Consider the following 12,333-nt stretch of genomic DNA (forward strand, 5'->3'; position numbering starts at 1 on the left):
CGTGCCCGAGACGAAGAACCTTCCGCTCACGCCCGAGCTGTACGCGTACGTACTGGCCCACAACCCCCCGCTCGACCCCGTGCAGCAGGCGCTCGTCGAGTCCACCCACGCCCGCTTCCCCGACGACGCGATCAAGCAGGTGCCCCGGGAGCAGGCCGCGCTGCTGGCCTTCCTCGTCCGGCTCACGGGTGCGCGGCAGGTGGTGGAGGTCGGGACGTTCACGGGGCTGTCCGCCCTGGCCATGGCCCAGGCGCTGCCCGACGGCGGCAGGCTGCTCACGCTGGACGTCTCCGAGGAGTGGACGGCCCACGCCCGCGAGGCGTGGGCCAAGGCGGGCGTCGCCGACCGGATCGACCTGCGGATCGCCCCGGCGATCGAGACGCTGCGCGCCCTGCCCGCCGAGCCGCACATCGACCTGGCCTTCGTCGACGCCAACAAGGACGGCTACGTCGGCTACTGGGAGGAGATCGTGCCCCGGCTGCGCCCGGGCGGGCTGCTGGTGGCCGACAACGTCCTGTTCGGCGGGCAGGTCGCCGACCCGGCGGTCACCGAGGGCCTGGCCGTGCACATCCGGGCGTTCAACGAGCACGTAGCCGCGGACCGGCGGACGGAGTCGGTCATGCTGACGGTCGCGGACGGCATCACGCTGGCACGCCGGGTGGGCTGACCCCCGGGTGCAGCCGTGGCCGGTGGCCTCGGCCCGCTGCGGCTGCGGCCGTGGCCTCAGCCGCAGCAGCCGCCTCCGCAGCATCCGCCACCACCGCCGCCGCCGGCGGGCCGCGGGGCCGCGGCGGCGGCACCCGTCACGGCGACGGTCGACAGCAGCTTCACGGTGTCGCTGTGGCCCTCGGGGCAGGTGGCCGGGGCGGAGGACTCGGCCATGGGCCGGTTCAGCTCGAAGGTGTCGCCGCAGGTCTTGCAGCGGTATTCGTAACGAGGCATACGCGCAGCATACAAATCCGCGGAGCGCGTCCCCCGCCCGTCAGCCCTGGCCCGCACCGCGCTCCGTACGGATCTCCTGCACCACCCGGGCCGCCGACTGCCGCACGGCCTCCGTCTCGGTCAGGAAGTGCCACCAGTCGGGGTGGCGTCCCTCCAGCCCCACGACCGCCCGCTCCAGGCGGGCCACCGCCTCGTCGAGCGGCCCGGCGTGCCGCGGGTCCGGCGTGCTGCGTCCGGCCATGGCCAGCCGCTGGGCGTCGCGGAGGGCGAAGCGGGTCCGCTCGACCTCCTTCTGGTGGTCGAAGGCCACCTCGTCCAGCCGCCGCAGCCGGTCCCCGGCGGCGGTGACGCCCTCGTCGGCGGTGTTCAGCAGCGCCCGCACCGTGCTCAGCAGCGACGTGGCGTCGGCCCAGCGCTGTGCGTCCCGCGCCGCCCGGGCCTCGGCCAGCCGCTGCTCGGCCTGGGCGACCGCCCGCCCGGTCTCCTCCGGGACCTGCTGGAGGTCCTGCCAGCAGGCGGCGCTGTAACGGCGGCGCAGCTCGCTGAGGACGGGGGCGACACCCTCCGCGCGGGTGGTCAGCGCCTGGGCGCGGGTGCGCAGCGAGACGAGCCGCTTGTCGATCTCCGCCGCCCGCTGCGGCAGCTGCTCGGCGTCGTGCCGGATCGCCTCGGCCTCGCGCTGCACCCGCTCGGCGCGCAGCACGGTCTCCTGCACGCCGTGCTGCCCCGCGCCCTGGTTGAGCTTGGTCAGCTCGGGGGCGAGCGCGGCGAGCCGCGCGGCCAGGTCGTCGGCGGCGAGGCCGGTCGCCCGGGCGGCGTCCAGGGCGTTGCTGGCGGCGAGCAGGCCCTGACGGGCGCGCTCGACGGCCGGGGCGACCTGGGCCAGCTGGTTCTCGGCCCGGGTCAGCAGAGGGCCGAGGCCCTGCCCGAAGCGGTCGAGGTCGGCCTTGGTGCGGACGAGCTCGTCCTTGGCCTTCGCCAGGTCGGTGCGGGCCCGCTGGGCGGCGGCGGACTCCAGGTCGTCGCGGTCGAGGTCGTGGGCGTCGACGGCGGTGATGTAGGCGGCGGAGACCTCGTCTATGCGGCGCCCGAAGGTCTCGAAGTCGGCGGCTGCCTTGCGGGCGGCGGGGGAGGAGTCGACCGCGGTGATCGTCTCGATGGAGATCCGCAGCTCGCGCTGGGCGGTGTCCAGCTCGTAGAAGGCCGCGGCGGCGGCGTCCTTCGCGGCCTGGGCCTCGGCCCGCTGGTTCTCCCCGCGTCCCCAGCCCCAGCGGCGGGTGCCGCCCCCGGCGAAGGCGGCGGGCGCGGCGGCCGCCGCGGCGAGGAGGGGAAGGGGCAGCAGGACGAGCGCGAGGGTCTCGCGGGCCGCAGCCGTCACCGTACGTGCGAAGGTCCCCGTCACTTGCCCTCTCCCGATGGATCGCCCCAGGCCCGGGTGTCATTCTCCCACCCGGCAGGGGCGAACACACAGGCCGGTCAGCCGGTGCTCCGCACATCGATGGCGCCGTTGTTGCTGCGTGCGGCCACGGTGGGGCGGGCGGCGGGGTCACGGGGGACGTCCACCTTGACGCCGCCGTTGCGGGAGTCGGCGTCGACCTTGTAGGGGGCGCGGGGGAGGTCGATGCGGATGGCGCCGTTGGTGGTGCGGGTGGTGACGGTCTCGGGCACGCTGCTCAGGCCGAGGCGGACGGCGCCGTTCGTGCTGGTGGCGGAGACGGAGCGCGAGGCGGTGTCCCGCACGTCGATCCCGCCGTTCGTCGAGCGCAGTTCCAGCGGGCCCTTGGCGCCCCGGACGTCGATGGCCCCGTTGGTCGAGGTGACCTTCATGCCCGTCTCGAAGCCTCGTGCCGAGACGGAGCCGTTGGTGTCGTCGACGGTGACGGTGACGCCGCGCGGCACCTCGATGCGGTGCTTGGCCTCGCAGTCGGCGCTGATGCCGTCGCACTTCATCCGCAGCCTGAGCGTCTTCCCGTCCTCCTTCATCTCCCAGGTCGTCCCCGCCGAGCCGCCGATCGTCCACCCGTCGAACCACCGGGTGACCTTGATCTCCTTGCCCTCGCCGGCCGCGGGCACGAGCTCGATGCGGGAGTTGTCCGAGTCCACGACGAGCTCGCGCCCGCCGATCGCGAACGACTTGTTCTCGGGCGTCGCGTCGTCCACGTCGGCCGTGCCGCACCCGGTCAGCGTGGCCCCGGCGATCAGGGTCCCGGCGACGAGGGCCGGGATGCGGACGGCGCGGGAGGCGCGGGCAACCATGGGGATCTCCGTTTCGGGGGGCGGAAGCGCGCCCGACGAGCGCGGTGCGGGAAGCCGCTCCCCGAGCCTAGGGTCGCCGTGATCACGGCGGTATCCCACCTGCTACCGGTTCGGGGGTGGGGTTAACCCCCGCATCCCCCGCCCCGGGGCCCCGCCCCGCCGAGTGCCTCCCGCCCCGGGTTTGCGAGGACCAGGGTGGGGCAAGGTAGGCTGTCCTTTCGTTCCAGGGCGCATAGCTCAGCGGTAGAGCGCCGCTCTTACAAAGCGGATGTCGGCGGTTCAAATCCGTCTGTGCCCACAGAAGCAGCAGGTCGAAGGCCCCTTGGCGCAGCAGCGCCGAGGGGCCTTCGGCTTGTTTGCCGCAGGCTGCGGGCAGGGCCGTCCCGGGGGAGCGGCCCCGGTCGTCTCAATGGCTGCCGACCGACGGCAGCAGCGGGCTGCCGTTGCGGTCCAGCCAGCTGCGGTAGGTGGGGTTTCGTCCCGCTACGTCCACGTAGGCGGCCATCAGGTCCGTATAGAGGGCATCTAGTTCCCGTAGCGGCAGGGAGCCGCGCCGGGAGGCCAGGGACAGCTGGGCGGAGAGGGGGTCGCCGGCCAGGGGGCGGATGACGGTGCCCGGTGGGGGCTCGGCGGTGGGCTGGGCGGTGCGTACGGCCTCGCCGGAGGCGACGAGCTCGGCGGCGGTGGTGTTGTCGCGCACGTGGACGAGGCGGGGGTCGAGGCCCGTGGCGGTGAAGACCCGGCGCAGGGCGGTGGCCTCGTCGTCGGCGGTGGGGTCCACGATCCAGGCGTCACCCGCCAGTTCGGCGAGCCGGAGCACCGGGCGGGCGGCCGCGGGGTGGCCGGCGGCGAGGGCGACGAAGCGGGGTTCGCAGGCGATGAGGACGCGCCGCTCCACGCCCTCGGGGACGTGCAGGGGGAAGCCGGCGGTCTCGTGGACGAAGGCCACGTCCAGCTGATTGGTCGCCAGCAGTTGCAGGAGCGTGTTGGAGGACACCTCTATGTGGATGGTGGTGTCCGTGTCGGGCAGCCGCTGGTGGATCCGGCGCAGCCAGCCCGTCACCGCGCGGCTGCCGATGCTGCCGATGCGCAGGCGCAGGCCGCCCGCGCCGACTGCCGCGTCGCGCGCGGCGGTTACGAGGGCGGCCATCTCCGCGATGATCGGGCGCGCGCGGGAGAGGACGGAGTGTCCCAGCGGTGTGGGATGGCTGCCGGTCTGCCCGCGGGTGAACAGCAGGCCGCCGACGGTGGCCTCGATGCGACGGAGCTGGGTGGTCAAGGAGGGCTGGGTCATGCCCAGTTGCACTGCCGCCTTCCGCACGCTGCCGGTGTCCGCGATGGCGCAAAGTGCACGGAGGTGCCTGACCTCAAGCTCCACGAGGGGAGCATAACCGCGCCTCGTGCGCCACACCAGGCACATGCCGGACGCATGGGGATGGTGAGGTGGCGCAGGATAGGCGATTGGATGGCGCTATGGCCAACTGGCATCATCCGCACCATTGATAACTCGTCAGAGACTCAAGGGGAACTGGAGTTCACCCGTGAGCCCCGGCCGCCGCGACCCACCGCGCGGCGGCCGAAGTGGCTCCGGAACGAATGGAGTCCCCCACATGAAACGCTCCACGATGATGCTCTCGGCCGCCCTCGGCCTGGGTCTCGCGGCCACGATGACCGCGGTCCCCGCATCGGCAGTGGCCCTCGACCACAGCGCTCCGGCCCAGGCCGGGACCGTGGCGACCTCCTCGTACGTCGGCTCGGCGGCCGAGGAGGCGAACAACAAGGCGTTCTTCGAGGCCGTCATGAAGTCGGCCAGAGCCAAGCAGGCCGCCGCCAAGCCGGGCCTCGCCGCCGCGACCGTCACCGTCACCTACGACGCCAGCCGGGCGCCGAGCTTCGCGAACGAGATAGCCCGCAGCGCGCAGATCTGGAACAGCTCGGTGCGCAACATCCAGCTGCGCTCCGGCTCCAACGCCGACTTCCGCTACTACGAGGGCAACGACTCCCGCGGCTCGTACGCCAGCACCGACGGCCACGGCCGGGGCTACATCCTCCTCGACTACCGGCAGAACGAGCAGTACGACTCCACCCGCGTCACCGCGCACGAGACCGGTCACGTCCTCGGTCTCCCGGACCACTACTCCGGCCCCTGCAGCGAGCTGATGTCCGGTGGCGGCCCCGGCCCGTCCTGCACCAACCCCTACCCGAACTCGGCCGAGAAGAGCCGGGTCAACCAGCTCTGGGCGAACGGCCTGAAGGCGTTCGACAAGGCGCCCGTCACCAAGGCGCACTGACCGTCCGGTCCCGCTCCGCGGGGCACGCGGCAGGCCCGGTTCCCCCGAGGGACCGGGCCGTCGCGCATACTGGCGCGGTGACGGACAGGCTCACCTATCCCGAGGCCGGCGCCACCGCCGCCGGCCGGCTGCCCGGCGGCTACCACCACCTGCGCGTGACCACTCGCGTCGGCCACGGCGGCGCCGACTTCCGGGCCGCCGCCGACGCCGTTCTGACGTGGCGGATGCACCGCGCCATGACGGGCGTACGGATCCCCGGCGGCACTCCGGACCCCGCGCCCGGCGTCCGCGTCACGCCCGCCATCGGCTTCGGTCCGTTGAGCGTCTCGGGCCCGTGCGCGGTGGTGTGGGCCGTCCGGGAGGAGCGGCGGGCCGGCTTCGGCTACGGGACGCTGCCCGGGCATCCGGAGCGCGGGGAAGAGGCGTTCGTCGTGACGATGGACGCGGAGGGCGGCGTACTACTGACCGTGCTCGCCTTCAGCAGGCCCGCGCGGTGGTTCACGCGCCTCGCCGGGCCCGCCGTACCGCTGTTCCAGCGCTACTACGCGCGCAGCTGCGGGCGCGCCCTGCGCACGCTGGTGCAGGGCGTACGGGCAGGGCGGGACGAGCGGAAGCGCTAAGGGGCCGGGGTCTCCGGCTCCTCCGGGCGGCGCATGAGGAAGACCGCGCCCGATCCGGCCAGGAACAGCGCCAGCACCGAGACGGCCGTGCTGAGCCAACTGGCCCCCAGCCACTGGCCGCCGAAGTAGCCCAGGCTGACGCTGTAGGCGGCCCAGGTCAGGCCGGCCAGCGCGGACCAGGGGAGGAATTCGGCCACCCGGCGGTGCATCGCACCCGCGCCGAGGCTGACCACCGAGCGGCCGGCGGGCGCGAAGCGCGCGAGGACGACGAGCGGACCGCCGCCGCGCAGGAGGGCCGTGCCGAGCTTGGCCTGTGCGGCGGTCAGGCGGCGGGAGCGGGCGATGGCACGGTCGAAGCGGTCACCACCGCGCCAGGCGAGGCGGTAGGCGACCATGTCACCGAGGACGGAGGCGGTGGCGGCGCACATCACGAGTGCGAACATGTCCGCGAAGCCGGCGTGCCCCGGGGCCGCCTCGCCCACCGCACCGGCGGCGGAGCCCGCGGCCGCGGTGGCCGCGGTGATCACCAGGACCCCGCTCGGCAGCACTGGCAGGAAAACGTCCAGGAGTACGGAGAGGCCGACGATCACGTATATCCATGGGGTGTCGGCCAACGCCCCCAACTGCTCCAGCACGTCCTGATCTCCCGGTACGGTCCCCCGCCGCGACGTCGCAGGGGAGCGGCAGGGGCGGCCTTCACAACCGTACAGCGTACGCCTGGAGTGGCTGGGGGATGGGCGTGGGGCGCGTGATGTTGTTCGCATCACGCGCCGGACGGCCCGGGGAGTGAGCCAGGTCACGCCGTGGGGGCGGCTCGTCGGGCCGCGTGTGGGCGGCGGGTAAGGGGTAGCGGGCGGCGGGCGCCGGGCGCCGGGCAGCGGACAGGGGCCCGGCGTCGGCCGGGCCCCTGTTGCGTGCGGGTGCGGGGATGACGTGCGGTCAGCCCTGCCGGGCGGTCAGTCCTGCTTGGCGCGGCCGAAGAGGCGGTCCAGCGACAGCGGGCCGGGGCCGGTGAAGACGAGCAGCAGGAACGCCCAGCAGAACATCGCGGACGCCTCGCCGTGGTTCTGTATCGGCCACAGCGCCTCGCTCTGGTGCACGTCGAAGTACGCGTACGCCATCGAGCCGGACGAGATGAAGGCCGCGGAGCGCGAGCCGAGGCCCACCATCACGAGGATGCCGCCCACGAGCTGGATGACGGCCGCGTACCAGCCGGGCCAGGTGCCCGCCGCGATGGTGCCGCCGTTGCTGCCCGCGGCTCCGCCGAGCACACCGAAGAGGGAGGCGGCGCCGTGGCAGGCGAAGAGCAGGCCGATGACGATGCGGAACAGGGACAGCACGTACGGGCGTGCCGCGTCGACGCGCTCGGTGAGGGCGGCGACGGGCGAGGCGGGGGCGGACTGCCCGGAGGCCGGGGACGTGGCCGCCGTGGGCGTGCGGGGCATGGGTGGGGCTCCTCGTGTCGGGGACGGAGAACGACGAGGGGTAAAGGTTAGGCGCGCCTAAGAGGTACTTGCAAGTTCAAGTTTCTTGATTTCTGCCCCGGCAACATCCTTTTAACAAGGCCCTCACGCCCCTCCGGTGGGCGAGGGGGAGGCGCGAAAGGGTCGCGAAGGGGTCGCGAAGGGTCTCCCGCCGAGGTGGGGGAGGCCCTTCGCGCTGCCGGGTGATCCGGTCAGCAGCCGTTGAGGATGCCGGTCAGGGCGGTCTTCTCGGCGGAGTCCACCGTCAGCTTGTAGTCGTACTTCACCGAGACCCACATCCGTGCGTACGTACACGCGTACGACTTCAGGGGCGGCATCCACTGCGCCGGGTCCTTGTCGCCCTTCTCCTGGTTGACGCGGTCGGTGACCGCGATCAGCTGCGAGTGGGTGAGGTCGTTGGCGAACGCCTTGCGCTGCTCGGTCGTCCAGGTGTTGGCGCCCGAGCGCCACGCCTGCGCCAGCGGCACGATGTGGTCGATGTCGATGTCCTGGGCGTCGTGCCAGGTGGCCCCGTCGTAGGGGGAGAACCAGGTGCCCGAGACGGCCGCGCACTTGCCGTCCTGCTCCACGTCCTGGCCGTCCCGCTTCAGCACGACCTCGCGGGTGTTGCACTGCCCGTACTGGGTGGCCCAGTGGGGGAACTTGGACCGGCTGTAGCCGTCCATCGACCCCTCGGGCTTGACCGTCAGCTGGCTCAGCTGCGTGCGGACCGTGGCGGCGTCCGGCGGCGTGGGCGGCGCGGCCTGGGCCGCGGGCCCGTTGAGCACGAGCGTGCCGACCAGGGTGGTGAGTCCGAGGGACACCGCGGTACGACGCGCGTAGACGCTGCGCAGGGCCGAGGGGACGCGCAGTCCGGGCATGGGAACTCCCTTGAGGGTGGTGAGGGTACGGGCCGCCGAAGCGCGGCCAGGATCGCGGCGCCGGATGTCAGGGGGGTGGTCGCCAGATGACAGGATGGCGACGCGGTCATGCCAAAACAAGTGTTTGTGGACGTGAGATGTGCGCGTGTTTCGCGGGGAGTTACCGGAATTCCGGCCTCCGGCGGCGAGGGGCTGACGTGTCGTCAGGGGCGGGGGTCGGGCTGGGCTCGTCGGCGACGGGCCGGGCGGTGCTCTTCGCCGTCCTGCCGAAACCGCCGCCGTGACCGTCGCGGCACTGGCCCGCCCGTTCGCCCGGCCGCCTGGCCGACGGGACCGCGGCCCTGCCCGGACCTGCGCGGTGGGCCCCGTCACACCCCCGGGTCCTGCACGTCACGGCGCGCGGGTCGCCGAACCCATCCCGTACCCTGGGGGGAGCAGAAGGGGAGTAGCTCTTCGCCGGACCGTCGACATACTGCTGGGCCTCGCGCCCGGCCGGCGCCCGGAGGCCCGTCCGTCAGGAGGGGCCAGCGAGACCTTCGGCCGCAGTGTCCACGACACTGCCGTGCCGAAGCGACCCCTGATTCTCCTGCAGGTCACTGTTTCGGCGCGGCGGCGTCACCGCCCACCGACAGAGGAAACCACCCCTGTGTTCAGCTTCACCGTCGCCGCCCTCGTCTTCGGCGTGATCTTCCTGGCCGAGCTGCCGGACAAGACCGCCCTCGCCGGCCTGATGCTCGGCGCCCGCTACCGCGCCTCGTACGTCTTCGCCGGCGTCGCGGCCGCCTTCCTCGTCCACGTCGCCCTGGCCATCGCGGCGGGCAGCGTGCTGACCCTGCTCCCGCACCGCCTGGTGCAGGCGGTGGTCGGCGTCCTGTTCCTGGCCGGCGCGGCGATGCTGCTGCTGAAGAAGGACGACGAGGACGAGGAGATCGCCAAGCCCGCGGACCAGTCCTTCTGGAAGGTGTCGGGGGCGGGCTTCATGCTCATCCTCGTCGCGGAGTTCGGCGACCTCACCCAGATCATGACCGCCAACCTCGCCGCCCGCTACGACGACCCGCTCTCGGTCGGCGTGGGCGCGGTCCTCGGCCTGTGGGCGGTGGCCGGCCTCGGCATCCTGGGCGGCAGGACGCTGATGCGCTACGTACCGCTGAAGCTGATCACGAAGGTGGCGGCGCTGGTGATGCTGGCGCTGGCGGGGTTCAGCCTGTACGAGGCGGCCGTGGGCTGAGCTCCCCGTCGAGGAGGTTGGTGATCAGCTTCCGCAGCCGCCCTTCGCGGACCGTCGCCACGCCGTGCACGAGCTGCGCCCCGTAGACGACGGCGGTCCCGGCGGGCGGCGCGCTCGTCCACCGGGTGCGGGGGACCCCGGCGAGCGCGGCGACGGCCTGCGGCCCGGCGTGGTGGGAGATCTCCCGCACGAACCGGGTACCGGGGACGAAGGCGCTGCCGGGCCCGGCGGTCCGCTGCGTCCACAGCGCGTCGGACGCACACGTGTCGACGTAGAACTCCCCGCCCTGCTCGGCCTCCTGCAGATGGAACGCCACCCGCGCCACCCGCTGGGGCCGGCGTTCCGGGTCGCTGACGCCGTGCACGTGCGGCTCGATGCGGTCGCCGGGCCGCAGGTCGTGGTAGTCCCACGGCGTGGCGGCCTCGGCGGAGGGGAACACCCGCCGGATCGAGGGCAGCGCGCGCCGGACGGCGGCGGCGAGGATCTCCTGGACGGCGGCGGGCGCGACGAGCCCGTCACTGGGCCGCGCGGGGGCCCAGCGGGTGGCTTCGAGGTGATCGTCCAGCACCTTGACGACGTGGGCCGTCTCGTCGGGTTCGAGGAACCCCTCGACGGTGTGGAGGGCGAGGGTCTCGGTCATGTGGATCACGTCTCTGACTCCTCTCGCGGCGCGGAGCGCTTCCGCGAGCGATTCCACTGCGGGGCGGTGCGCTTGCCAACGGCCGGGCTGCGGCCGACGGAAGCACCGAGGCGCACGCGCGGGCGCGCGCGGGGGCGTACGGGGCGTACGGCTTCGCCCTGGCGCTGCGACGCTTCGCTTCCCGGGGCCGGTGCCCGGCGGGAACGTAGGGACAGGAGTGGTGGACGGGCTCAGACGGGGCTGATCCCCGCCTGAGCCTTGATCGTGTCCACGGCTTCCTGGGTGAGCAACCGCAGGGGGACGACGGTCCAGCGGTCCCCCTTGCGCATGATCACGGCCTGACCGTCCTTGGTGCGTCCGACGTGGACGAACCCGTGATCACGCCGCAGGTCCTTGACCAGGCGTTCGCCGTGGATCACGGGGTCACTTCCCTTCGCGTTCCTCGTCGTTCGCAGTGGAGGACCAGACGTCGCCGTTCTGCGACACCCGGGTGTCGGGGTCGGTAGCAGTGCCCTGGTTGTCCTGGGGGTCCCACTCGTCCTCGTTCTTCTTACCCATCGTCACGGGCTCCTTCCTGACCGGTGCTGCGTCGGTACGAGGGCGTTCCCTGTGCTGTCGTGCGGTGGTGCCCCGCCCGTCAGGGTGAACGTCTGCCGCCGGGGCCGGTGAGGGTGCCGGTGCCTCTGACCGCGACGGTGGGCCCGTCGAGCTCACCCCTGTCCGGCAGCTGCAGGGCCAGGCCCAGAGCCCGGTAGTCGGTGACGCGCCGGGTGCCGCAGCGGGCGCAGGTCCGGAGACCGCCGGCGGTGGTCCATGCGGCGGCGGGGTGCGGGCAGGTCCGGCCGCTCCCCGTCCCACCGGCGAGCCGGCCGGTTGCTTGCGCCGCCCCGCCGCTTCTCATTGGTGCGCCGCCCGCAGATGGAGACCCATGACATCGGCCATGGCTGCGGCCACGGTCTTATCGCCCCGGCGAACGGCTTCGTAGCGGCGCTCCTTGATCCTTCTGCATCGCGTGCACGGTTGGGAGGAGGGCCTTGGCTCTGTGGTGTTCGACTCCCCAGCCGGGGCGTTGACCGCGTTGTCCTGCATGAACCTCTCGATCCTCTTCAGAACATGCTCCTGCACTCATGTGCATGAGTGCAGGAGTGCATGAGTCAGGGTGGCGCATCTCCTGTAGATGAGTCAACCCGCCCTGGTAGAAGGGGGGTTATGCCGTCCTCTCCACAAGCTCAGTCCTCGGCGGCGATCCGGTATTCAAGGACGAAGCGGTCGGCGGCCATGACCGTGTCGCACACCTCGACCACCCGGCCGCGGTCGGTCACTGCCTCGCGGATCAGGTGGATCACCGGCGAGCCCGGACTGAGGCTCAACGCCACCGCCTCCTGCTTGGTGGCGGGCCGTGCCCGCACGGACTCGACGAATTCCACCAGGGTGTGACCGTGCTCTTCAAGGCGGGCATAGATCCCACCGTCGCCGGGATTGTCGCTCAGCATCTCCGGGATGGCCTCGGCCACTTGCCACGGCAGGTAGGAGACGGCTTCCTCCGTGGGTGTCCCGTCGCTGAAATACCGCCGTCGTCGGGCGAGCACCGTCTCGCCGGTGGCCAGACGCATGCGTTCTGCAATATCCGCGGGGGCGTCCGTCGGTCCGACGTAGAGCACATGCACGCTCGGCTCGCGGCCTGCTTGCTGTGCTTCGACCATGTAGGCGGCCTTGCCGCCTCTGCGGTGCGAGCGACGGAACCGGTCCGAGGACTTCCTGTGGACCGGAGGCAATCTCCTCACGTACGAGCCGCGGCCATGGTGGGTCTCGACCAGCCCAGCCGTGCGCAGCTCCGCGACGGCCTTGCGCACCGTTCCCTGCGAGACGCCGTAGCGGCTCATGATGTCGGACTCGCTCGGCACCTGGGCACCCGGTGCCAGAACGCCCACCCGGATCTGTTCCGCGAGATCATCGGCGATCTGCAGGTAACGGGGCTTGCCGGAGTTCCGTGAGATCTCGTTCCCCATGAG

The 12,333-nt window shown here is 72.6% G+C and carries 16 protein-coding genes and 1 tRNA gene; 5 read left to right on the forward strand and 12 right to left on the reverse strand.

Annotated elements, in window-relative coordinates; translation table 11 throughout:
• Position 1 precedes the first annotated feature (1 nt).
• Positions 2-667: an O-methyltransferase gene (locus LE181_RS05455; RefSeq protein ID WP_225660023.1), complete on the forward strand. Its 666-nt coding sequence runs from the start codon at positions 2-4 to the stop codon at positions 665-667.
• A gap of 56 nt (positions 668-723) precedes the next feature.
• Here LE181_RS05455 and LE181_RS05460 read toward each other — a convergent pair whose 3' ends face one another.
• The 3 genes from LE181_RS05460 to LE181_RS05470 all read right to left on the reverse strand — a co-directional run bounded on the left by LE181_RS05460 (position 724) and on the right by LE181_RS05470 (position 3,198).
• The gene (locus LE181_RS05460; protein WP_225659988.1) at positions 724-942 is read right to left on the reverse strand and encodes an FmdB family zinc ribbon protein; all 219 of its coding nucleotides are present in this window, start codon (positions 940-942) and stop codon (positions 724-726) included.
• Between the two features lie 40 nt (positions 943-982).
• On the reverse strand, positions 983-2,344 hold the full coding sequence (locus LE181_RS05465) for a coiled-coil domain-containing protein (protein ID WP_225659990.1): 1,362 nt from the start codon (positions 2,342-2,344) through the stop codon (positions 983-985).
• Positions 2,345-2,418: 74 nt separating this feature from the next.
• Entirely contained in the window at positions 2,419-3,198 is a 780-nt protein-coding gene (locus tag LE181_RS05470; protein WP_225659992.1) for a DUF4097 family beta strand repeat-containing protein, read from the reverse strand.
• 226 nt (positions 3,199-3,424) lie between these two features.
• On the opposite strand from LE181_RS05470, the gene LE181_RS05475 reads away from it, so the two are divergent.
• A tRNA-Val gene (locus LE181_RS05475) sits at positions 3,425-3,496 on the forward strand.
• 108 nt (positions 3,497-3,604) lie between these two features.
• On the opposite strand, the gene LE181_RS05480 is transcribed toward LE181_RS05475, so the two are convergent.
• The gene (locus tag LE181_RS05480; protein ID WP_225659993.1) at positions 3,605-4,618 is read right to left on the reverse strand and encodes a LysR family transcriptional regulator; all 1,014 of its coding nucleotides are present in this window, start codon (positions 4,616-4,618) and stop codon (positions 3,605-3,607) included.
• A 190-nt stretch (positions 4,619-4,808) separates the two neighbouring features.
• Between LE181_RS05480 and snpA the strand changes: the two genes are divergently transcribed.
• Positions 4,809-5,489 carry a snapalysin gene (snpA, locus tag LE181_RS05485; protein WP_225659995.1) on the forward strand — a complete coding sequence of 227 codons (681 nt, stop codon included), beginning with the start codon at positions 4,809-4,811 and terminating at the stop codon, positions 5,487-5,489.
• A gap of 77 nt (positions 5,490-5,566) precedes the next feature.
• Positions 5,567-6,109 carry a DUF1990 domain-containing protein gene (locus tag LE181_RS05490; protein ID WP_225659996.1) on the forward strand — a complete coding sequence of 181 codons (543 nt, stop codon included), beginning with the start codon at positions 5,567-5,569 and terminating at the stop codon, positions 6,107-6,109.
• On the opposite strand, the gene LE181_RS05495 is transcribed toward LE181_RS05490, so the two are convergent.
• The 3 genes from LE181_RS05495 to LE181_RS05505 form a co-directional block, all read right to left on the reverse strand.
• Positions 6,106-6,744, reverse strand: coding sequence for a DedA family protein (locus LE181_RS05495; protein WP_190110328.1), 639 nt, complete (start codon positions 6,742-6,744; stop codon positions 6,106-6,108). The two genes, LE181_RS05490 and LE181_RS05495, sit on opposite strands and share 4 nt — an antisense overlap.
• A 321-nt stretch (positions 6,745-7,065) precedes the next feature.
• Entirely contained in the window at positions 7,066-7,554 is a 489-nt protein-coding gene (locus tag LE181_RS05500) for a DoxX family protein (RefSeq protein ID WP_225659998.1), read from the reverse strand.
• 230 nt (positions 7,555-7,784) lie between these two features.
• The gene (locus LE181_RS05505) at positions 7,785-8,426 is read right to left on the reverse strand and encodes an HNH endonuclease family protein (RefSeq protein ID WP_372458253.1); all 642 of its coding nucleotides are present in this window, start codon (positions 8,424-8,426) and stop codon (positions 7,785-7,787) included.
• Between the two features lie 673 nt (positions 8,427-9,099).
• Here LE181_RS05505 and LE181_RS05510 point away from each other — a divergent pair.
• Positions 9,100-9,681 carry a TMEM165/GDT1 family protein gene (locus LE181_RS05510; RefSeq protein ID WP_225660001.1) on the forward strand — a complete coding sequence of 194 codons (582 nt, stop codon included), beginning with the start codon at positions 9,100-9,102 and terminating at the stop codon, positions 9,679-9,681.
• Here the strand turns inward: LE181_RS05510 and LE181_RS05515 are convergent.
• From LE181_RS05515 to LE181_RS05530, 5 genes are all read right to left on the reverse strand, one after another.
• Positions 9,653-10,330: a hypothetical protein gene (locus LE181_RS05515; protein WP_225660002.1), complete on the reverse strand. Its 678-nt coding sequence runs from the start codon at positions 10,328-10,330 to the stop codon at positions 9,653-9,655. The genes LE181_RS05510 and LE181_RS05515 overlap by 29 nt on opposite strands.
• Positions 10,331-10,551: 221 nt before the next feature.
• Complete coding sequence (locus LE181_RS05520) at positions 10,552-10,740, reverse strand: hypothetical protein (RefSeq protein ID WP_225660003.1); 189 nt, start codon at positions 10,738-10,740, stop codon at positions 10,552-10,554.
• 4 nt (positions 10,741-10,744) lie between these two features.
• A complete protein-coding gene (locus tag LE181_RS32155; RefSeq protein ID WP_263868479.1) occupies positions 10,745-10,879 on the reverse strand; it encodes a hypothetical protein in 135 nt (44 codons plus the stop codon).
• A 79-nt stretch (positions 10,880-10,958) separates the two neighbouring features.
• Entirely contained in the window at positions 10,959-11,222 is a 264-nt protein-coding gene (locus LE181_RS05525; RefSeq protein ID WP_225660004.1) for a DUF6255 family natural product biosynthesis protein, read from the reverse strand.
• 328 nt (positions 11,223-11,550) lie between these two features.
• A complete protein-coding gene (locus LE181_RS05530; protein ID WP_263868481.1) occupies positions 11,551-12,330 on the reverse strand; it encodes a GntR family transcriptional regulator in 780 nt (259 codons plus the stop codon).
• Positions 12,331-12,333: the final 3 nt, after the last annotated feature.

The organism is Streptomyces sichuanensis (assembly GCF_020328095.1).
GTDB classification, from domain to species: Bacteria; Actinomycetota; Actinomycetes; order Streptomycetales; family Streptomycetaceae; genus Streptomyces; species Streptomyces cinnamoneus.

What these genes read in the sequence shown, in the direction of transcription:
- LE181_RS32155 (WP_263868479.1), bottom strand. Translation starts at nt 10,879, where the DNA reads ATGGGTAAGAAGAACGAGGACGAGTGGGACCCCCAGGACAACCAGGGC.
- LE181_RS05460 (WP_225659988.1), bottom strand. Translation starts at nt 942, where the DNA reads ATGCCTCGTTACGAATACCGCTGCAAGACCTGCGGCGACACCTTCGAG.
- LE181_RS05470 (WP_225659992.1), bottom strand. Translation starts at nt 3,198, where the DNA reads ATGGTTGCCCGCGCCTCCCGCGCCGTCCGCATCCCGGCCCTCGTCGCC.
- LE181_RS05480 (WP_225659993.1), bottom strand. Translation starts at nt 4,618, where the DNA reads ATGTGCCTGGTGTGGCGCACGAGGCGCGGTTATGCTCCCCTCGTGGAG.
- LE181_RS05530 (WP_263868481.1), bottom strand. Translation starts at nt 12,330, where the DNA reads ATGGGGAACGAGATCTCACGGAACTCCGGCAAGCCCCGTTACCTGCAG.
- snpA (WP_225659995.1), top strand. Translation starts at nt 4,809, where the DNA reads ATGAAACGCTCCACGATGATGCTCTCGGCCGCCCTCGGCCTGGGTCTC.
- LE181_RS05500 (WP_225659998.1), bottom strand. Translation starts at nt 7,554, where the DNA reads ATGCCCCGCACGCCCACGGCGGCCACGTCCCCGGCCTCCGGGCAGTCC.
- LE181_RS05525 (WP_225660004.1), bottom strand. Translation starts at nt 11,222, where the DNA reads ATGAGAAGCGGCGGGGCGGCGCAAGCAACCGGCCGGCTCGCCGGTGGG.